The sequence below is a fragment of the Streptomyces sp. NPDC002513 genome (assembly GCF_053595355.1).
In genome coordinates this window covers 1-17,415 of the sequence record NZ_JBSFXK010000055.1, presented here as the reverse complement: position 1 = coordinate 17,415, position 17,415 = coordinate 1, and the positions used below count along the sequence as shown (strand labels likewise).

20 protein-coding genes and 1 pseudogene are annotated in these 17,415 nt (G+C 70.6%); 16 read left to right on the top strand and 5 right to left on the bottom strand.

From position 1 onward, the window contains the following. Positions 1–203: 203 nt before the first annotated feature. The 13 genes from ACWD5Q_RS27960 (at position 204) to ACWD5Q_RS27900 (ending at position 11,837) form a co-directional block, all read left to right on the top strand. Entirely contained in the window at positions 204–1,598 is a 1,395-nt protein-coding gene (locus tag ACWD5Q_RS27960) for a hypothetical protein (protein ID WP_451429825.1), read from the top strand. A gap of 75 nt (positions 1,599–1,673) precedes the next feature. Then, complete coding sequence (locus ACWD5Q_RS27955) at positions 1,674–2,246, top strand: GNAT family N-acetyltransferase (protein ID WP_451429824.1); 573 nt, start codon at positions 1,674–1,676, stop codon at positions 2,244–2,246. Positions 2,247–2,371: 125 nt separating this feature from the next. Further along, complete coding sequence (locus ACWD5Q_RS27950) at positions 2,372–2,455, top strand: putative leader peptide (RefSeq protein ID WP_309486338.1); 84 nt, start codon at positions 2,372–2,374, stop codon at positions 2,453–2,455. Between the two features lie 142 nt (positions 2,456–2,597). Then, positions 2,598–4,289, top strand: a complete 1,692-nt coding sequence (locus tag ACWD5Q_RS27945; RefSeq protein WP_451429823.1) for a nitrite/sulfite reductase — start codon at positions 2,598–2,600, stop codon at positions 4,287–4,289. Further along, entirely contained in the window at positions 4,286–4,465 is a 180-nt protein-coding gene (locus tag ACWD5Q_RS27940) for a hypothetical protein (protein ID WP_451429822.1), read from the top strand. The genes ACWD5Q_RS27945 and ACWD5Q_RS27940 overlap by 4 nt, the downstream gene beginning before the upstream one ends. Then, complete coding sequence (locus tag ACWD5Q_RS27935) at positions 4,462–5,172, top strand: phosphoadenylyl-sulfate reductase (protein ID WP_451429821.1); 711 nt, start codon at positions 4,462–4,464, stop codon at positions 5,170–5,172. Before ACWD5Q_RS27940 ends, ACWD5Q_RS27935 begins: the two co-directional genes overlap by 4 nt. Positions 5,173–5,219: 47 nt before the next feature. Then, the gene (gene cysC / locus ACWD5Q_RS27930) at positions 5,220–5,756 is read left to right on the top strand and encodes an adenylyl-sulfate kinase (RefSeq protein WP_451429820.1); all 537 of its coding nucleotides are present in this window, start codon (positions 5,220–5,222) and stop codon (positions 5,754–5,756) included. Further along, the gene (cysD, locus tag ACWD5Q_RS27925) at positions 5,753–6,691 is read left to right on the top strand and encodes a sulfate adenylyltransferase subunit CysD (RefSeq protein ID WP_451429819.1); all 939 of its coding nucleotides are present in this window, start codon (positions 5,753–5,755) and stop codon (positions 6,689–6,691) included. Before cysC ends, cysD begins: the two co-directional genes overlap by 4 nt. A 2-nt stretch (positions 6,692–6,693) precedes the next feature. Continuing rightward, positions 6,694–8,022, top strand: a complete 1,329-nt coding sequence (locus ACWD5Q_RS27920; RefSeq protein WP_451429818.1) for a sulfate adenylyltransferase subunit 1 — start codon at positions 6,694–6,696, stop codon at positions 8,020–8,022. 235 nt (positions 8,023–8,257) lie between these two features. Next, complete coding sequence (locus ACWD5Q_RS27915) at positions 8,258–9,367, top strand: aliphatic sulfonate ABC transporter substrate-binding protein (protein ID WP_451429817.1); 1,110 nt, start codon at positions 8,258–8,260, stop codon at positions 9,365–9,367. A 36-nt stretch (positions 9,368–9,403) separates the two neighbouring features. Beyond that, the gene (locus tag ACWD5Q_RS27910; RefSeq protein ID WP_451429816.1) at positions 9,404–10,192 is read left to right on the top strand and encodes an ABC transporter ATP-binding protein; all 789 of its coding nucleotides are present in this window, start codon (positions 9,404–9,406) and stop codon (positions 10,190–10,192) included. Continuing rightward, complete coding sequence (locus tag ACWD5Q_RS27905; protein WP_451429815.1) at positions 10,179–11,090, top strand: ABC transporter permease; 912 nt, start codon at positions 10,179–10,181, stop codon at positions 11,088–11,090. Before ACWD5Q_RS27910 ends, ACWD5Q_RS27905 begins: the two co-directional genes overlap by 14 nt. Before the next feature lie 6 nt (positions 11,091–11,096). Continuing rightward, positions 11,097–11,837, top strand: a complete 741-nt coding sequence (locus tag ACWD5Q_RS27900; protein WP_451429814.1) for a sirohydrochlorin chelatase — start codon at positions 11,097–11,099, stop codon at positions 11,835–11,837. Between the two features lie 244 nt (positions 11,838–12,081). On the opposite strand, the gene ACWD5Q_RS27895 is transcribed toward ACWD5Q_RS27900, so the two are convergent. Next, positions 12,082–13,002: an NADP-dependent oxidoreductase gene (locus ACWD5Q_RS27895; protein WP_451429813.1), complete on the bottom strand. Its 921-nt coding sequence runs from the start codon at positions 13,000–13,002 to the stop codon at positions 12,082–12,084. 198 nt (positions 13,003–13,200) lie between these two features. Continuing rightward, positions 13,201–14,091: an RNA polymerase sigma factor SigJ gene (gene sigJ, locus ACWD5Q_RS27890; protein WP_451429812.1), complete on the bottom strand. Its 891-nt coding sequence runs from the start codon at positions 14,089–14,091 to the stop codon at positions 13,201–13,203. Between the two features lie 143 nt (positions 14,092–14,234). Between sigJ and ACWD5Q_RS27885 the strand changes: the two genes are divergently transcribed. Continuing rightward, on the top strand, positions 14,235–14,519 hold the full coding sequence (locus ACWD5Q_RS27885) for a hypothetical protein (protein ID WP_451429811.1): 285 nt from the start codon (positions 14,235–14,237) through the stop codon (positions 14,517–14,519). 78 nt (positions 14,520–14,597) lie between these two features. Here ACWD5Q_RS27885 and ACWD5Q_RS27880 read toward each other — a convergent pair whose 3' ends face one another. Next, positions 14,598–14,855 (bottom strand): hypothetical protein, encoded by a 258-nt coding sequence (locus tag ACWD5Q_RS27880; RefSeq protein WP_451429810.1) that lies wholly within the window; start codon positions 14,853–14,855, stop codon positions 14,598–14,600. 94 nt (positions 14,856–14,949) lie between these two features. Further along, the gene (locus tag ACWD5Q_RS27875; protein WP_451429809.1) at positions 14,950–15,921 is read right to left on the bottom strand and encodes a helix-turn-helix transcriptional regulator; all 972 of its coding nucleotides are present in this window, start codon (positions 15,919–15,921) and stop codon (positions 14,950–14,952) included. 98 nt (positions 15,922–16,019) lie between these two features. Between ACWD5Q_RS27875 and ACWD5Q_RS27870 the strand changes: the two genes are divergently transcribed. Continuing rightward, entirely contained in the window at positions 16,020–16,427 is a 408-nt protein-coding gene (locus ACWD5Q_RS27870; protein WP_451429808.1) for a DUF3224 domain-containing protein, read from the top strand. A gap of 74 nt (positions 16,428–16,501) precedes the next feature. On the opposite strand, the gene ACWD5Q_RS27865 is transcribed toward ACWD5Q_RS27870, so the two are convergent. Further along, a complete protein-coding gene (locus tag ACWD5Q_RS27865) occupies positions 16,502–17,056 on the bottom strand; it encodes a DUF1697 domain-containing protein (protein ID WP_451429807.1) in 555 nt (184 codons plus the stop codon). 19 nt (positions 17,057–17,075) lie between these two features. Here ACWD5Q_RS27865 and ACWD5Q_RS27860 point away from each other — a divergent pair. Then, positions 17,076–17,294, top strand: a pseudogene (locus ACWD5Q_RS27860) (IS5/IS1182 family transposase); the annotation flags it as partial. Positions 17,295–17,415: the final 121 nt, after the last annotated feature.

Genomic DNA, 17,415 nt, shown 5'->3' with positions numbered 1-17,415 from the left:
CCCGGACACGTCCGCCAGGGTTGCAGAGGGTTGCAAGGAATCCGAAACGTGCTAGCCCTCACGGTGGGGATATCCCTTCTTTTCCCGGGTCTTCGACCGGCGCCCCATCCGTCTGCCGTAGCATCCCCTTCACAGGCCACCCCACCCGCTCCCCCGTCAACGTCCGGACCGTGAGGAGCAGTTGGTCCACGCCGGGAGGTTGTATGAAGCACCGTGGCAGACACCGCCGCAGGCAGCGGGGCCGTGCGCTGCGGGCCGCGCTGACCGGGACCGCGCTGGCGCTCACCGCCGCCGCCACGCTCATCAGCACCTCCCAGGCCGCGGGCGGGGACAACCCCGGGAGCCTGACCCGGGTCACCGCGGCGGCCGAGACCGCCGGGCTCCGCCTCCACGAGGACCTCACCGACCACCGCGCACTCGACTCGCTCACCCGTGCGATGGGCGGCAGTGTGGGCGTCCACGAGGTCCTTCAGGCCGCCGACCACCCGATGCGCGACCAGGCCGCGTGCGACGCCACCGAGACGGCCGCGCTGCCGGTGAAGCCGACGGCCACGCGCGCGTACTGCTGGGACAACAGCGACGCGACGACCACCGAGTGGCTGCCCCGGTCCGTCACCACCTCCGGGGACGCCGACGACGACGGCCGCTGGGGCCCCGACCGGGTCATCCTGTCGGGGTGGACGCACGACGACCGCCACGCCGGGCGCCGCTCCCCCTCCGCCGACCGGGGCCTGGCCCGGGTCGCCTTCATCGACGCGAACGATCCGGCCCGCCTCGCCTACCGCTGGGTCCTGCTGGTCGCCCCGCGCGCCGACGGCAAGGACTTCGACGCCGTACACACCCGTCTGTCCGGGATGGTGTGGTACCAGAACAAGCTGATCGTCACCACCCGCGACTCCCTGCTCGTCTTCGACCTGGGGCGCATCCTGAAGGCGGACGTCGACAGTGACGCCATCGGCCGGGTGAAGGGCGGCTACTCGGCACACGGCTACCAGTTCGTCCTGCCCGCGATCGGCTCCTACCGCCTGGCCGGCGGCCCCTGTTCGACGGCCGGCGACCGCACGGTCCCCTGCTTCTCCGCCCTCTCCCTGGACCGCACGTCGGCCCCGGACAGCCTGGTGGCGAGCGAGTGGATCCCGCCCGGGGGCACCAGCCGCCCGGCCCGCCTGTGGCGCTACGCCTACAGCTCCGCGCCCGGCCGCACCGGACTGCTGGCCACGGACGCGCACGGAGACGTCCGGGCCACCGAGACCTATGAGACCGACGCCTCCGGGGTGCAGGGCGTGCTGTCGCACAAGCGCCCCGGAGCGGCCGGGTCCGACTGGTACGTCGACCGCGCGCCCACCGTCGGCGACCGGCACGGAACGCTCTGGCGGCAGACCGCGTCCGGGGCGAAGGCGACCACCTGCGCCGCCGACGAGACCCACGCCTGCTGGGGCCTGGACACCACGTCCCTGTCGTACTGGCAGCAGACGGGCGACCTGTGGACGCTGACGGAGGGGGCGGTCGGCGGGGACGACGACGCGGGGACGGACTCGGCCGACGGGCGGGTGCTGTACGCGGTGCCGCTGGACTCCGTGGACAAGGCGCTGGAATAGCGGGCGCGGACCGGCCGGGGTCCGCACTGCGGACCTCCCTCGTCGTGCCGCGCGCCCCCGTGATTCCCTGACCGCATGAGCACCCTCACCGTGACCACGTGGTCCCTGGAACAGACCTCCCCGGCCGATCTGCGGCCCGCCATGTCCCCCGAGGGCGATGTCCGGGTCGTCCGCGCGGAGGTGCCCTCGCCGGAGTTCAACCGCTTCCTGTACGCGTCGGTCGGCGGCGACATCCGCTGGACCGACCGGCTGGGCTGGACCTACGCGCGGTGGCAGGAGTACCTGGAGCGGCCGGGCGTGGAGACGTGGGTCGCCTACGAACAGGGCACACCGGCCGGGTACGTCGAGCTGGACCCGGGGGACGAGGGGGTCGTGGAGATCGCCTACTTCGGGCTCATCCCGGCGTTCCGCGGGCGACGGATCGGGGGGCATCTGCTGTCGTACGGCGCGGCGCGCGCCTGGGACCTCGCGGACCGGTGGCCGCGGCGGGTGCCGACGAAGCGGGTGTGGCTGCACACGTGCAGCAAGGACGGCGAACACGCGATGGACAACTACCGGCGCCGGGGTTTCCGGCTTTTCGACACCAAGGTCGAGGAGGAGCCCGACGTGCCCACACCGGGTCCCTGGACGGGGGCCTACCCGGCCTGAAGTGCATCGGCGCCACAGCGTCGGCCGTGCGGCCGAGGACGCCCTTGTTCCGCATTCCGGGACAAGGGTGTCCACATGACGGACGGATCTGGACTGGCTCCAATACGGCGTGCCACGCTTCGGCCATGTCTGGAACTGGAATCGCCTTGGTGAGTCGACGTCACGTCGATCTCGGCCGCATGTCCAGCGCCATTTGTCCGGCGAGCTGAGACCCCAGCCAGCTCCCGTTCTTCTTCTCTTTCTCCTTCTTCTTCTCCTTCTCGCCCTCGCGCAGCGTCGCGCACTGCTGACGTGTACCGGTAAGCGCAGGTCAGAGCCGCTGCCCCGTCTGTCCCGAAGGACGTACCCACCATGGCCGCCACCCCGCAGAACTCCGCCACGCCCCGCCGCAAGGTGAGCCGTCACCGTGGCGAGGGGCAGTGGGCGGCGGGTCACTTCACCCCGCTCAACGGCAATGAACAGTTCAAGAAGGACGACGACGGTCTCAATGTGCGGACACGCATTGAGACGATCTACTCCCGGCGCGGCTTCGACTCCATCGACCCCAATGACCTGCGCGGCCGGATGCGCTGGTGGGGCCTGTACACCCAGCGCAAGCCCGGGATCGACGGCGGAAAGACCGCGATCCTGGAGCCGGAGGAGCTGGACGACAGGTACTTCATGCTCCGGGTCCGCATCGACGGCGGCCGGCTGACCACCGGGCAGCTGCGCGTCATCGGTGAGATCTCGCAGGAGTTCGCGCGCGGTACCGCCGACATCACCGACCGGCAGAACATCCAGTACCACTGGATCCGAATCGAGGACGTCCCCGAGATCTGGAACCGCCTGGAGGCCGTCGGGCTGTCCACCACCGAGGCCTGCGGTGACACGCCCCGCGTCGTCCTCGGCTCGCCCGTCGCCGGCATCGCCGAGGACGAGATCATCGACGGCACCCCGGCCATCGACGAGATCCACCGCCGGGTCATCGGCAACCCGGCGTACTCGAACCTGCCGCGTAAGTTCAAGAGCGCGATCTCGGGATCGCCGCTGCTCGACGTGGCGCACGAGATCAACGACGTCGCCTTCGTCGGCGTGGTCCACCCGGAACACGGCCCCGGCTTCGACCTGTGGGTCGGCGGCGGTCTGTCCACCAACCCGAAGATCGGGCAGCGCCTCGGCGCCTGGGTGCCGCTGGAGGAGGTGCCGGACGTCTACGAGGGCGTCATCTCCGTCTTCCGTGACTACGGCTACCGGCGGCTGCGCACCCGCGCCCGGCTGAAGTTCCTGGTCGCCGACTGGGGCGTCGCGAAGTTCCGCCGGGTGCTGGAGGACGAGTACCTGGGGCGCGGGCTGACCGACGGTCCGGCGCCCGCGCAGCCCGTGCGGCGCTGGCGCGACCACGTCGGGGTGCACCGGCAGAAGGACGGCCGCTACTACGTCGGGTTCGCGCCGCGGGTGGGCCGCGTGGACGGGACGACGCTGACGAAGATCGCGGACCTCGCCGAGGCACACGGCTCCGGCCGGGTCCGGACGACCGTCGAGCAGAAGATGATCGTGCTCGACGTCGAGGAGGACCAGCTCGACTCGCTCGTCGAGGGCCTGGAGGCGCTCGACCTCAGGGTGAAGCCCTCCACCTTCCGGCGCGGCACCATGGCCTGCACCGGCATCGAGTACTGCAAGCTCGCCATCGTCGAGACCAAGGCGCGCGGCTCCTCGCTGATCGACGAACTGGAGCGCCGCATCCCGGACTTCGACGAGCCGATCACCATCAACATCAACGGCTGCCCGAACGCCTGCGCACGCATCCAGGTGGCGGACATCGGTCTCAAGGGCCAGCTTGTCCTCAACGCCGAGGGCGAGCAGGTCGAGGGCTTCCAGGTGCATCTGGGCGGCGCGCTCGGCCTGGAGGCGGGCTTCGGCCGCAAGGTCCGCGGTCTGAAGGTCACCTCCGAGGAACTGCCGGACTACGTCGAGCGTGTCCTCAAGCGCTTCCAGGCGGAGCGCGAGGACGGCGAGCGGTTCGCGGCCTGGGCGGCCCGCGCTTCCGAGGAGGCCCTGTCATGAGCGAGCGCGCGGCTCCCTTCTACTGCCCCTACTGCGGCGACGAGGACCTGCGGCCGCATGAGGAAGGGCATGGCGCCTGGGAGTGCGCCGCCTGCAATCGGGCCTTCCAGCTGAAGTTCCTGGGCCTGCTGGCCAGGGGGCTGCGGCGCGACGACACGGGAGGGAACGGGATATGACGACGACTCGGCAAGAGCGCACCGCCGACGATCTCAGGGCACTCGCCGAGCAGGCCGGCCGCGATCTGGAGGACGCCTCCGCGCTGGAGATCCTCCAGTGGGCGGCCGGCACCTTCGGCGGGCGCTTCTGTGTGACCTCCTCGATGGAGGACGCGGTGGTGGCCCACCTCGCCTCCCGGGCGATGCCGGGTGTGGAGGTCGTGTTCCTCGACACCGGCTACCACTTCCCGGAGACCATCGGCACCCGCGACGCGGTCGAGGCCGTGATGGACGTCAACGTCATCACGCTCACCCCGCGCCGGACGGTCGCCGAGCAGGACGCCGAGTACGGGCCCAGGCTCCATGACCGCGACCCCGACCTGTGCTGCAGGCTGCGCAAGGTCCAGCCCCTGGAGGAAGGGCTCACGGGCTACGACGCCTGGGCGACCGGACTGCGCCGCGACGAGTCCCCCACCCGGGCGGACACCCCGGTCGTCGGCTGGGACGAGAAGCGGCGGAAGGTGAAGATCTCACCGATCGCCCGCTGGACCCAGGACGACGTGGACGCGTACATCGCCGAACACGGCGTCCTCACCAACCCGTTGCTGACGGACGGCTACGCCTCCGTGGGCTGCGCCCCCTGCACCCGCCGCGTCCTGGCGGGCGAGGACGCGCGCGCCGGCCGCTGGGCGGGCCGCGCCAAGACCGAGTGCGGGCTGCACGGGTGACCACGACCCGGCTTTCCAGAGCCGTTCCGACAACCAGGGAGACCCACGTGACGACCGGAGCCACCGTCTGGCTCACGGGTCTGCCGAGCGCCGGCAAGACCACGATCGCCTACGAGCTGGCCGGCCGGCTGCGCGCGGAGGGCCACCGGGTCGAGGTGCTCGACGGCGACGAGATCCGCGCGTACATCTCCGCGGGCCTCGGCTTCAGCCGCGCGGACCGGCACACGAACGTGCAACGCATCGGCTTCCTCGCCGATCTGCTCGCCCGCAACGGCGTCAAGGCGCTGGTCCCGGTGATCGCGCCGTACGCGGACAGCCGCGCGGCGGTGCGCACGCGCCACCAGCAGAGCGGGGCGCCGTACATCGAGGTGCATGTGGCCACGCCCGTGGACGTGTGCTCCGTACGCGATGTGAAGGGCCTGTACGCCAAGCAGGCCGCGGGCGAGCTGACGGGCCTGACCGGGGTCGACGACCCGTACGAGGAGCCCGAGTCGCCCGATCTGCGGATCGAGTCCCAGAACCAGACCGTGCAGGAGTCGGCGGCTGCGGTGTACGCGCTGCTCAGCGAAAGGGGGCTGGCATGACGACCACCGTCGCCACGACCGCGGAGGGCACGGACAGCCCGTACGCCTTGTCCCATCTGGACGCGCTGGAGTCCGAGGCCGTCCATGTCTTCCGTGAGGTGGCGGGCGAGTTCGAGCGGCCGGTGATCCTGTTCTCCGGCGGCAAGGACTCCATCGTCATGCTGCATCTGGCGCTGAAGGCGTTCACGCCCGCACCGGTGCCCTTCTCGCTGCTGCACGTGGACACCGGGCACAACTTCCCCGAGGTGCTGGAGTACCGCGACCGCGCCGTCGCGACGCACGGCCTGCGGCTGCATGTGGCGTCCGTCCAGGACTACATCGACCGCGGGGTCCTCAAGGAGCGCCCCGACGGCACCCGCAACCCCCTGCAGACCCTCCCCCTCACGGAGAAGATCCAGGCCGAGCGGTTCGACGCCGTCTTCGGCGGCGGCCGCCGGGACGAGGAGAAGGCCCGTGCCAAGGAGCGCGTCTTCTCCCTGCGCGACGAGTTCTCCCAGTGGGACCCCCGCCGCCAGCGCCCCGAGCTGTGGCAGCTCTACAACGGCCGGCACGCCCCCGGCGAACACGTCCGGGTGTTCCCCCTGTCCAACTGGACCGAACTGGACGTGTGGCAGTACATCGCCCGCGAGGGCATCGAACTGCCCGAGATCTACTTCGCCCACGAGCGCGAGGTGTTCCCGCGCAGCGGCATGTGGCTGACCGCGGGCGACTGGGGCGGCCCCAAGGACGGCGAGACGGTCGAGCGGCGCCTGGTGCGCTACCGGACCGTGGGTGACATGTCCTGCACCGGCGCCGTGGACTCGGGCGCGGTGACCCTGGAGCAGGTGATCGCCGAGATCGCCGCCTCCCGGCTCACCGAGCGCGGCGCCACCCGCGCCGACGACAAGCTCTCCGAGGCCGCCATGGAGGACCGCAAGCGCGAGGGGTACTTCTAGCCATGACCACGACCACGGAACTCTCCGCCACCACCCTCCTGCGGTTCGCCACCGCCGGCTCGGTCGACGACGGCAAGTCCACGCTCGTCGGACGGCTGCTGCACGACTCCAAGTCGGTCCTCGCCGACCAGATGGAGGCCGTGGAGCGCGCCTCGGCGAGCCGCGGCCAGGACGGACCGGACCTCGCGCTGCTCACCGACGGCCTGCGCGCCGAACGGGAACAGGGCATCACCATCGACGTGGCGTACCGCTACTTCGCCACCCCCCGCCGGCGGTTCATCCTCGCCGACACGCCCGGCCATGTGCAGTACACACGGAACATGGTCACCGGCGCCTCCACGGCGGAGCTGACGGTGATCCTGGTCGACGCCCGCAACGGCGTCGTCGAACAGACCCGCCGCCACGCCGCGATCGCCGCCCTGCTGCGCGTCCCGCACGTGGTCCTCGCCGTGAACAAGATGGACCTCGTCGACTACCGGGAGTCCGTGTTCGCGGCGATCGCCGAGGAGTTCACGGCGTACGCGACCGAGCTGGGCGTCCCCGAGGTCACCGCGATCCCGATCTCGGCACTGGCCGGTGACAACGTGGTGGAGCCGTCCGCGACCATGCACTGGTACGGCGGCCCCACCGTTCTGGAGCATCTGGAGACCGTCCCGGTCAGCCACGACCTGGCGCACTGCCACGCGCGGCTGCCCGTGCAGTACGTGATCCGCCCGCAGAGCAGCGAGCACCCCGACTACCGGGGCTACGCGGGCCAGATCGCGGCCGGCACGTTCCGCGTCGGCGAGCAGGTCACCGTGCTGCCCTCCGGCCGGACCACGAAGGTCGCCGGCATCGACCTGCTCGGCGCGCCGGTCGACGTGGCGTGGACCCCGCAGTCGGTGACCCTCCTGCTGGAGGACGACATCGACATCTCGCGCGGCGACCTGATCGTGCCGAGCAAGGACGCGCCCGCGACCACCCAGGACATCGAGGCGACGGTCTGCCACGTCGCCGACCAGGCGCTGGCCGTCGGCCAGCGGGTGCTGCTCAAGCACGGCACCCGCACGGTCAAGGCGATCGTCAAGGACATCCCGTCCCGCCTCACCCTCGACGACCTGTCGCTGCACCCGCACCCGGGACAGCTCGTCGCCAACGACATCGGCCGGGTGAAGATCCGTACCGCGGAGCCGCTGCCGGTGGACTCCTACGCGGACTCCCGCCGCACCGGATCGTTCATCCTGATCGACCCGGCCGACGGCACCACGCTCACCGCGGGCATGGTCGGCGAGTCGTTCGCCGCGCCCGACCCGGTGAAGGACGACGCCGACGACGACGGGTGGGACTTCTGATCATGACCACCACCTGCTTCTACTCGATGTTCGCGAAGGAGGGCGGCCGCGTCGGCAGCGGTGCCCTCGGGAGCGGGCAGGGCGGAGTGGCGCGATGTGCGCGATGACGTACGCGCACTGCCTGCGCGCTCCCTCCCCCCACCCGACGTCCCGGAAGCGACGAAGACCCTCAGCCGAACTCCCGGCCACGACCTGAGAGTCCGTGACCGCCGGGCCAACGAGAGGACAGCCTCCCGTGCCTGCCAACCGCTCACCGCTGCGCAGCGGCATAGCCGCGCTCGCCGCTCTTCCCCTCCTCACCCTCACCGCCTGCGGCTACGGCTCCCAGGCCAAGGACGACACCTCCAGCCAGAAGGTCGCCGCCGGAGCCAAGAAGACCGACGGTCTCGACTCCGTGAAGATCGGCTACTTCGGCAACCTCACCCACGCGACGGCGCTGGTCGGTGTCCAGAAGGGCTTCTTCCAGAAGTCGCTCGGCGCCACGCAGGCCAAGTACCAGATCTTCAACGCCGGCCCCTCCGAGATCGAGGCCCTCAACTCCGGTGCCATCGACATCGGCTGGATCGGCCCCTCCCCGGCGATCAACGGCTACACCAAGTCCGACGGCAAGAGCCTGCGCATCATCGCCGGTTCCGCCTCCGGCGGGGTGAAACTCGTGGTCGACCCGAAGAAGATCAAGACGCTGAAGGACGTCAAGGGCAAGAAGATCGCGACGCCTCAGCTCGGCAACACGCAGGACGTGGCCTTCCTCAACTGGATCGCGGAGCAGGGCTGGAAGGTCGACGCGGAGAGCGGAAAGGGCGATGTCTCCGTCGTCCGCACCGACAACAAGGTCACTCCGGACGCCTTCAAGTCCGGCTCGATCGACGGCGCCTGGGTGCCGGAGCCGACCGCGTCCAAGCTGGTCGCCGAGGGCGGCAAGGTCCTGCTGGACGAGTCGTCGCTGTGGCCCGGCAAGAAGTTCGTGATCACCAACGTCATCGTGTCGCAGAAGTTCCTCACGGAGCACCCGAAGGCCGTGGAGGCGGTGCTGAGGGCATCGGTCGACACCAACAAGTGGATCAACGCCAACCCGGACCAGGCGAAGGCCGCGGCGAACCAGCAACTGGCGGCCGACTCCGGCAAGGCCCTGCCGGCGAACGTGCTGGACCCGGCGTGGAAGTCCATCCAGATCACCGACGACCCGCTGGCCTCGACCCTGAACACCGAGGCACAGCACGCGGTCAAGGCCGGTCTGCTGACGGACCCGAAGCTGGCCGGCATCTACGACCTGACCCTGCTGAACAAGGTCCTCAAGGACGAGGGCGAGAGCACCGTCGACGACGCCGGCCTCGGCGTCAAGTAAGCCCGGATCCCGCCAAGTTCCCAGGAGGTGACGACCATGGCCACCGCTCTCGCCAAGGCCGCCGAAGGCGCCGCGTCGGTGGAACACGCCGCCCGCATCGAGCATGTCTCGAAGTCCTTCGCCGGGCCCGCCGGGCAGCAGCTCGTCCTCGACGACATCACCCTGGATGTCGCCCCGGGCGAGTTCGTCACCCTCCTGGGGGCCTCGGGCTGCGGCAAGTCCACCCTGCTCAACCTGGTGGCAGGGCTCGACAAGCCCTCCGCCGGCAGCATCACGACCGAGGGGCGCCCGGCCCTGATGTTCCAGGAACACGCCCTGTTCCCGTGGCTGACCGCGGGCAAGAACATCGAACTCGCCCTGAAGCTGCGGGGAGTCGCGAAGGCCGAGCGGCGCGGAAAGGCCGAGGAACTGCTCGAACTCGTACGGCTCAAGGGCGCGTACGGCAAGCGCGTGCACGAGCTGTCCGGCGGTATGCGCCAGCGTGTCGCCCTGGCCCGCGCCCTGGCCCAGAACAGCAAACTGCTGCTGATGGACGAGCCGTTCGCGGCACTCGACGCGATCACCCGGGACGTGCTGCACGACGAGCTGACCCGCATCTGGGCGGAGACGGGCCTGTCCGTGCTGTTCGTCACGCACAACGTGCGGGAGGCGGTGCGGCTGGCGCAGCGCGTCGTGCTGCTGTCCTCGCGTCCGGGCCGGGTGGCGCGGGAGTGGACGGTCGGCATCCCGCAGCCGCGCCGTATCGAGGACGCCCCCGTGGCGGAGCTGTCCGTCGAGATCACCGAAGTACTGCGTGGGGAGATCCGCCGTCATGGCCAGCACTGAGACCACCGATCCGACGGCGGGCTCCCCCGTCCGGGACAACGCCGGGCTGGGCGGCCTGGAGGCGGGCCTCGACGCCCTGGAGGCCTCCGCCACCGGCCGGACACCCTTCCGGCAGACCGTCGTCCACAAGATCCTCCCGCCGGTCGTCGCGATCGCGGTCGTCCTGCTGGTCTGGCAGGCACTGGTCTCCTTCAGGATCGTCGACGATCCGACCAAGCTGCCGTCCCCCGCCGACGTGTGGGGCGAGGTGAGGGACGCCTGGCTCCAGGGCAAGCTGCTCGGCTACATCTGGACCAGCGTCTCGCGCGGCCTGCTGGGCTTCCTGTTCGCCCTGGCGATCGGCACCCCGCTGGGTCTGCTGGTGGCCCGCGTGCCGTTCGTGCGCGCCGCGATCGGCCCGATCCTGTCCGGGCTCCAGTCGCTCCCGTCGGTGGCGTGGGTGCCGCCCGCGGTGATCTGGCTGGGCCTGAACAACTCGATGATGTACGCGGTGATCCTCCTCGGTGCCGTGCCGTCGATCGCCAACGGCCTGGTGTCGGGTGTCGACCAGGTGCCGCCGCTGTTCCTGCGGGCGGGCCGGACGATGGGCGCGACCGGACTGAGGGGCACCTGGCACATCGTCATGCCGGCCGCGCTGCCGGGCTATCTGGCGGGTCTGAAGCAGGGCTGGGCCTTCTCCTGGCGCTCACTGATGGCGGCGGAGATCATCGCCTCCTCCCCCGACCTCGGCATCGGGCTGGGCGCGCTGCTGGAGAACGGCCGCAACGCCAGCTCCATGTCCATGGTGTTCGAGGCCGTCATCCTGATCCTGATCGTCGGCGTCGCGATCGACCTGCTGATCTTCAGTCCGCTGGAGCGGTGGGTGCTGCGCGGCCGCGGTCTCCTCGTCAAGAGCTGACGTCCCGTGCGCCCGCAGCCTGTTCTCCTCGTCATCGCCCACGGCAGCCGCGATCCGCGGCACGCCGCCACGGTGCACGCCCTCGTCCGGCGGGTGCGGTCGCTGCGGCCCCGACTGCGCGTGGAGACCGGCTTCCTGGACTTCAACGTCCCCTCCGTGCACGGGGTGCTGAAGTCACTGGCGGACGAGGGAGTGCGCGAGGTGGTGGCCCTTCCCCTCCTGCTGACCCGGGCGTTCCACGCCAAGGCGGACATCCCGGCGGTGCTGCGGGAGGCACCGCCCCGGCTGCGGATCCGGCAGGCGGACGTGCTGGGCCCCTCGCCGCTGCTGCTGCGCGCGCTGGAGCGGCGGCTGCACGAGGCGGGACTGACGCCCGCCGACGCGTCCTCGACCGGGGTCGTGCTGGCCTCGGCGGGGTCCACGGACCCGGAGGCGATCGCGGTGATCGCTGACATCGCACGACAGTGGCGGCACACCGGTTGGCGCGCCGTGCGGCCCGCGTTCGCCTCCGCATCCCTGCCCCGCACCGAGGACGCGGTGCGGGAACTACGGGCGGCGGGCTGCGCGCGGGTGGCCGTGGCGCCGTACGTCCTGGCCCCCGGCTTCCTCCCGGACCGCATCGCCCGGGGCGCCGCCGAGGCGGACGTCCTGTCCGAGGTCCTGGGACCCGCGCCGGAGGTGGCCAGGGTGGTGCTGGAACGCTACGACGAGGCCCGGCTGCCCCTGCTGACGGCCCTCGGGGCCTGAGACGGCCACCGCCCGCCACCGCGTCGACGATCGCCGAGGTGAACGTTTTTTCCCTTCGTATGCGGAAGGGCCTGCTGGAGGAGTGGTTCGAGGGTTTCGGTGGGGCGCGTCGGTGCCACGGCCGCGGTCGGCCCCTTGGCGTGGGCGGGCTCGTCCGAGGTCGAGCAGGCCGTGGCCGCGGTCAGCGCGGCGACGGCCTGCAAGCCACCGGCGATCCGCATTCCGATCGCGATCGGTCCCCTGTTCAGTCCTGCGCGACGCGGATGATCGTCTTGCCCGGGGTGCGCTTGCCGGGGGCGAACGCGGCGGGCGCTTCGGCGAGCGGCCGCACAGCGCCGACGACCGGCTTGAGCCGTCCGTCCCTCAGCCGCGCGGCGAGATCGGTGAGCCGGACCCGGTCGGGCTCGACGACGAAGAAGACCGCCCGCCCGTCCTTGGGCCGGACCTGGGGCGGCATGGCGATGGTGACGAGCGTGCCACCGGCCCGGACCAGAGCGGCCGAACGGTCGAGGATGTCGCCGCCGATCACGTCGAACACGACGTCGGCCTCGCCGGCGTCCGCCAGCTTCTCGGTCCCCAGGTCCAGAAAGGTGTCGACGCCCAGGGCGAGCGCCCTGTCCCGGTCGGCGGACCGGCCGGTGCCGATGACGCGGGCGCCGGCCTCGCGGGCGAGCTGTACGGCGATCGAGCCGACGCCGCCCGCAGCACCGTGGATCAGGACGGTCTGGCCGGTGGTGAGGCGGCCGTGGTCGAACAGGCCCTGCCAGGCGGTCAGCCCGGAGATCGGCAGTGCGGCGGCCACGGTGTGGTCGACGTCCGCCGGCAGCGGCGCGAGGTTGCGGGCCTCCACCGCGGCGTACTCGGCGAGCGAGCCGTTGCGGGTCCAGTCGGCCAGGCCGAACACCCGCTGCCCGACGCTCAGACCGGTGGTGCCGTACCCCAGCTCCACGACGACACCCGAGAGTTCGTGCCCGGGCACGCTCGGCGTCCGGTCGCGGCCGGCGCGATCGGTCCACGTGCCCGGCCAGTCCAGCTCGCCCGGGGTGAAGCCCGCGGCGTGCACCCGCACGATGACGTCGTTCTCGGCCGCATGAGGGTAGGGCATGTCCGTCAGGGACATCCCGGCAAGTCCGGCGTCACGGTCTCGCACAGTGATGGCTTGCATACAGATCCTTACTGGGTGGGGCGACTCGAGCGCACAGCCCGTTCACGCACGGGCTCGTAACGGCTCGTCATCGGGAAGACGCAGCAGGTGGATGTATGCCGCTGCGCATGATCGGTCTCACCTGCTCGCACGTATTCCGTCGTCGCCTGTTGTGCGTTCTCATCAGGGAGACGAGGTAGGCCCTTGGGGTGTGACAGCTCAGACGCGCGCGAGTTTGCCCGGATTGATGACCCTGCGGTACGCGGTGATCAGACCGTCTGCGATCTGGACCGTGTCGACGGAGAACACCCGGCCCTCCCGGTGGAACACGAGAGCGAGTTCGCCGCCGACCTCGACGAAGTCGATGCGGTCCGGACGCCACTGGCGCCCCACCCGCACCATGACCTCGGCGACGCGCTCGCCGCCGTGGATGAGCTTGCGTGCCGCGGAGACCTTGCCGCCGCCATCGGTGACGTAGACGGCATCCGGATGCAGGAGCCTGACCAGGCCGGCCAGGTCCCCGGCCTCGTAGGCGGCGCGGAAAACCGTGAGGACACGTTCGCGCTCCGCCTTCGACGCCTGCGGCATGGACTGCTTCGCCTTGGCCACCCGCCGTCGCGCCCGCGAGGCGAGCTGCCGGGCACCCGGCACGGAGACGTCGAGCACGTCGGCGATCCGGCCGAACTCAAGACCGAAGACGTCGTGCAGGACGAAGGCCACCCGCTCCGGCGGGTTCAGCTCTTCCATGATCAGCAGCAGCGCCGAACTGACAGACTCGTCGACGAGTACCGACTGCGACGCGTCCGGCCCTGTCAGCAACGGCTCCGGCAGCCACGGCCCGACATAGGTCTCCCGGCGGACACGGGCGCTCTTGAGAATGTCGTACGACCGTCGCGCGGCCACCGTCACCAGCCAGGCCCGCAGATCACCGACGTCCCGCAGATCCGCTCCGGCCGCCCGCAGCCACACGTCCTGGGTCACGTCCTCGGCATCGGCCACACTCCCCAGTAGCCGGTAGGCCACACCGAAAACCGCGGGCCGGTGGCTCTCCCATTCGACTCCGAGCGCGTCCTCCTGCTCAGAACGTCCGGGCCCGTGCCCGTCACGCATATCGCAGCCTCCTCCAGCTTGCGGATCCAGCGTAGCCATCCGAACTCGGGATCTTCGCAGCCAGCTCCGCGAAGGCGAACCAGCTCGGACGCCCAGACAAGGACGCAGGACGGTGTTTCTCGAGTGCTGATAGCTTCGCGCCCGTGATCGTGTATCCGCTGTGGCATGTTGGCCACCAGAACGAAGCTGGCGATGACGGCTCGACAGTGCACGTCGATGAGAGCGGCGTGTTCTGCGACGAGTCGGACGGCGATGACGTAAAGCTGCTCGGTATCTACTCAACCCTTGAACGGGTCGAAGAGCGTATGCGTCAAGCTCGACTGCTACCGGGCTTCCGTGATGAACCAGAGTGCTTCTACTTCGACGCCTGCGAGCTCGATGAGGACGATTGGACCGAGGGCTTCGTTCGGGTTCCGCTGGGCGAGTAGGCCCGTGGGCAAAGTCTCGGTGGGATGCCGTTCCGTGTTCACGTAAGCCCCAAGGCTTCGGCGTGGTCGAGTTTGTGGTTATGTGAGTCCCAGGAGGGCGAGGGGGCGTCGTGTGTCGCGGGCGTTGTATCGCAGGCCGGCGGCGATGTTAGTGCTCCCTGCGGGGCGGAGGGCGCCAATGGCGAGGTTGCGCCAGGCGGCCATGGCGCGAGGCGCGGTGCCGGTCCTCAGTTGGGAAGCGTCCTCCGCGAGGTCGGCGGGTGTGGTCTGTTCGGCGGTGAGGCTGGTGACGGCGTAGACGGTCTTGATCCTGATCCTGCCGGCCCTGCGATTCACGCGGCAACGCATGAGCTGGACGGCTTGGCGGGCCCCGGGGAAAAGCAGGCTTCCACGCCGCGTCCGGCACGGCACCTAGCTCCCGAACGGGGGTTCAGGGCTCCGGCGCGTAGTGGTGGGCCAGTGCGGTCACCGTCTCGGCGATGGCGCTGCGGAGCTCCGGCGGGCCGAGCACCTCCGCCTCCGTACCGAGTCTGAGCAGATCGCCCACGGCCACGGCCTGGGCCTCGACCGGCAGTTCCACCTGCACCCAGCCCTCGTGATCCGGCGGCCCGGCGTCTTCGAGGGCCCGTGTGCCGGCCGCGCCGAACTGCATGGGCAGCAGCCGCTGTGCCCGGGGAGAGAGCCGCACCGTCGCGGTTCCCTGGTGGCGCGCGTCCTCCAGCCGCCGGGAGGACTCCGCCCAGTACGCGGCCAGCTCGAACGCGGGCGGCCGTGCGAAGACCTCGTCGGTGATCTCCACCGCCAGGAACCGCGACATCCGGTAGGTGCGCACCGCCTCGCCGACGAGCGCCACCAGATACCAGATCCCGCCCTTGAGGACGACGCCGAGCGGGCACAGCTCCCGGCGGACCTCACCGCGCCAGCGTCGGTAGTGGGTACGCAGCACACGCTGCTCCCACACCGCCTGCGCGACCCGCGCCAGATGGGGAACCGGGTCGGCGTCCCGGAACCAGGCCGGCGCGTCGAGGTGGAACCGATCCTCGATGAGCCGGGTGCGCGCGGCCGGTTCGGCGGGGAGGGCCGCCCTGAGTTTGAGCTGAGCGGTCGCCAGCACCGGTCCCAGGCCGAGATCCCGCGCCGGGCCGGGTGCCCCGGCGAGGAAGAGGGCGCCCGCCTCGGCGTCGGTGAGCCCGGTGAGCCGTGTGCGGTATCCGTCCATCAGACGGTAGCCGCCGACGGGCCCGCGGTCGGCGCGCACCGGTACGCCCGAGGCGATGAGCGCCTCGATGTCGCGGTACACCGTACGGACCGACACCTCCAGCTCGGCCGCGAGGTCCGGCGCGGTCATCCGCCCACGGTTCTGGAGCAGCAGGAGCAGTGAGAGAAGCCGGTCGGCGCGCATGGGGCCATTGTTCCGCCGTACCTGACAGTAGGTGTCAGGTACGGCGGCCAGGCTGGTCACCGCACCGCCGGACCCGGCGGACGACCGAAAGGATCCCCATGCCCGCGCACACCACCGGACACATCGCCTACGCCGACTGGGAGGAGCGTCCGGCCGGACCGGCCGAGGCGACGCCGAGACTCGCCCGCGCCTCCGTGGCCAACACCTTCACCGGCGGCATCCAGGCGGACCGCACGACGTGCGAGAACACCATCGTCTACGTCACCGAGAAGGCCGGCACGTTCACCGGTATGGAGCTGCTGACCGGGCGACTGGACGGGCGGGAGGGCAGCTTCGTCGTGGAGGAGCGCGGTACCTTCGCGGCCGACGGCACCGTGCACTGCACCTTCGAGGTGGTGGCGGGGACGGCCACCGGCGCACTGACCGGCCTCGCCGGCACCGGCGCGTTCACCTACACACCGGGAGAGTCACCCTTCCCCTACACCTTCGACTACGACCTCGGCTGATCCTCGACGCCGGTCCGGGCCCACGGTCGGACTTCTTCCGGGGCCCGGGCATCCGCGCCAGGGCCCGCCGGTTGTCATTCTCCCGGAGCGGTCAGCTCGACCAGCTTGACGACGGTGTTCCAGTTCCGTGTGGTGGCAATCACGTCTTTGGTCAGCCGGCGCCTGGCGAGGTGCTCGGCGAGCTTGGAGCGGCCGAGCCCGACGGGGGCGTAGAGGTAGAGGGCGCGGTCGCCCAGCCGGAACTCCTCCGGCCGGTACACGGCCGCGTCGATCTCGGCGAACCGCTCCGCACCGACCGGCTGCGAGAAGTACGTGACGTGCAACTGCCTGCCCTCCAGCCGGTCGGCGGGGAACGGACAGGCCGCGCGTACGGACGTCAGATAGGCGTGGTCGCGCACGATCACGTCGACGGAGAAGCCGAAGCGCTTCTCGATCGCCTCGGTGAGGCCGGCGGCGAGGGACTCCTCGTCGTCGTGGTCACAGGAGAAGACGGCCTGGCCGCTCTGGAGGTAGGTGCGGACGCCGTCATAGCCGAGCCCCTCCATGAGGGTGCGCAGTTCGGCCATCGGAAGCTTCTTGCTGCCGCCCACGTTGATCCCGCGCAGCAGCGCCGCGTACGTCGTCGCCATCCGCACACCCTAAAGCACTGCCAACCGGAGGAAGAAGGGCTCCGGGGGCGGTCGGCCCGTCAGCCACGACGCCGACCTCTACAAGGAGAGCAACACCGTCGAGCGCCTGATCGACAAGCTCAAGGCCTGGCGAGGCATCGCCACTCGGTACGACAAGACCCCGGACAGCTACCTCGCCGGTCTTCACCTACGCGCCTCAATGATCTGGCTCAAAGACCTCACGAGAACCGCCCCTTGATCACAATTCGATACGCACCCTAGCCAGGCAACGTCGCTTCCTAAGCGGCCTTTTGCAGCTCGGCGTTGATCTTCTCCTCGGGGTCGAGGCGGTGGATGTGGATGTCGTGTGTGACGCGGCT

Bases quoted from the DNA above. Each gene is read 5' to 3' on its own strand.
- ACWD5Q_RS27960 (WP_451429825.1), top strand. From the start codon at position 204: ATGAAGCACCGTGGCAGACACCGCCGCAGGCAGCGGGGCCGTGCGCTG.
- ACWD5Q_RS27955 (WP_451429824.1), top strand. From the start codon at position 1,674: ATGAGCACCCTCACCGTGACCACGTGGTCCCTGGAACAGACCTCCCCG.
- ACWD5Q_RS27950 (WP_309486338.1), top strand. From the start codon at position 2,372: ATGTCTGGAACTGGAATCGCCTTGGTGAGTCGACGTCACGTCGATCTC.
- ACWD5Q_RS27945 (WP_451429823.1), top strand. From the start codon at position 2,598: ATGGCCGCCACCCCGCAGAACTCCGCCACGCCCCGCCGCAAGGTGAGC.
- ACWD5Q_RS27940 (WP_451429822.1), top strand. From the start codon at position 4,286: ATGAGCGAGCGCGCGGCTCCCTTCTACTGCCCCTACTGCGGCGACGAG.
- ACWD5Q_RS27935 (WP_451429821.1), top strand. From the start codon at position 4,462: ATGACGACGACTCGGCAAGAGCGCACCGCCGACGATCTCAGGGCACTC.
- cysD (WP_451429819.1), top strand. From the start codon at position 5,753: ATGACGACCACCGTCGCCACGACCGCGGAGGGCACGGACAGCCCGTAC.
- ACWD5Q_RS27920 (WP_451429818.1), top strand. From the start codon at position 6,694: ATGACCACGACCACGGAACTCTCCGCCACCACCCTCCTGCGGTTCGCC.
- ACWD5Q_RS27910 (WP_451429816.1), top strand. From the start codon at position 9,404: ATGGCCACCGCTCTCGCCAAGGCCGCCGAAGGCGCCGCGTCGGTGGAA.
- ACWD5Q_RS27905 (WP_451429815.1), top strand. From the start codon at position 10,179: ATGGCCAGCACTGAGACCACCGATCCGACGGCGGGCTCCCCCGTCCGG.
- ACWD5Q_RS27895 (WP_451429813.1), bottom strand. From the start codon at position 13,002: ATGCAAGCCATCACTGTGCGAGACCGTGACGCCGGACTTGCCGGGATG.
- sigJ (WP_451429812.1), bottom strand. From the start codon at position 14,091: ATGCGTGACGGGCACGGGCCCGGACGTTCTGAGCAGGAGGACGCGCTC.
- ACWD5Q_RS27875 (WP_451429809.1), bottom strand. From the start codon at position 15,921: ATGCGCGCCGACCGGCTTCTCTCACTGCTCCTGCTGCTCCAGAACCGT.
- ACWD5Q_RS27870 (WP_451429808.1), top strand. From the start codon at position 16,020: ATGCCCGCGCACACCACCGGACACATCGCCTACGCCGACTGGGAGGAG.
- ACWD5Q_RS27865 (WP_451429807.1), bottom strand. From the start codon at position 17,056: ATGGCGACGACGTACGCGGCGCTGCTGCGCGGGATCAACGTGGGCGGC.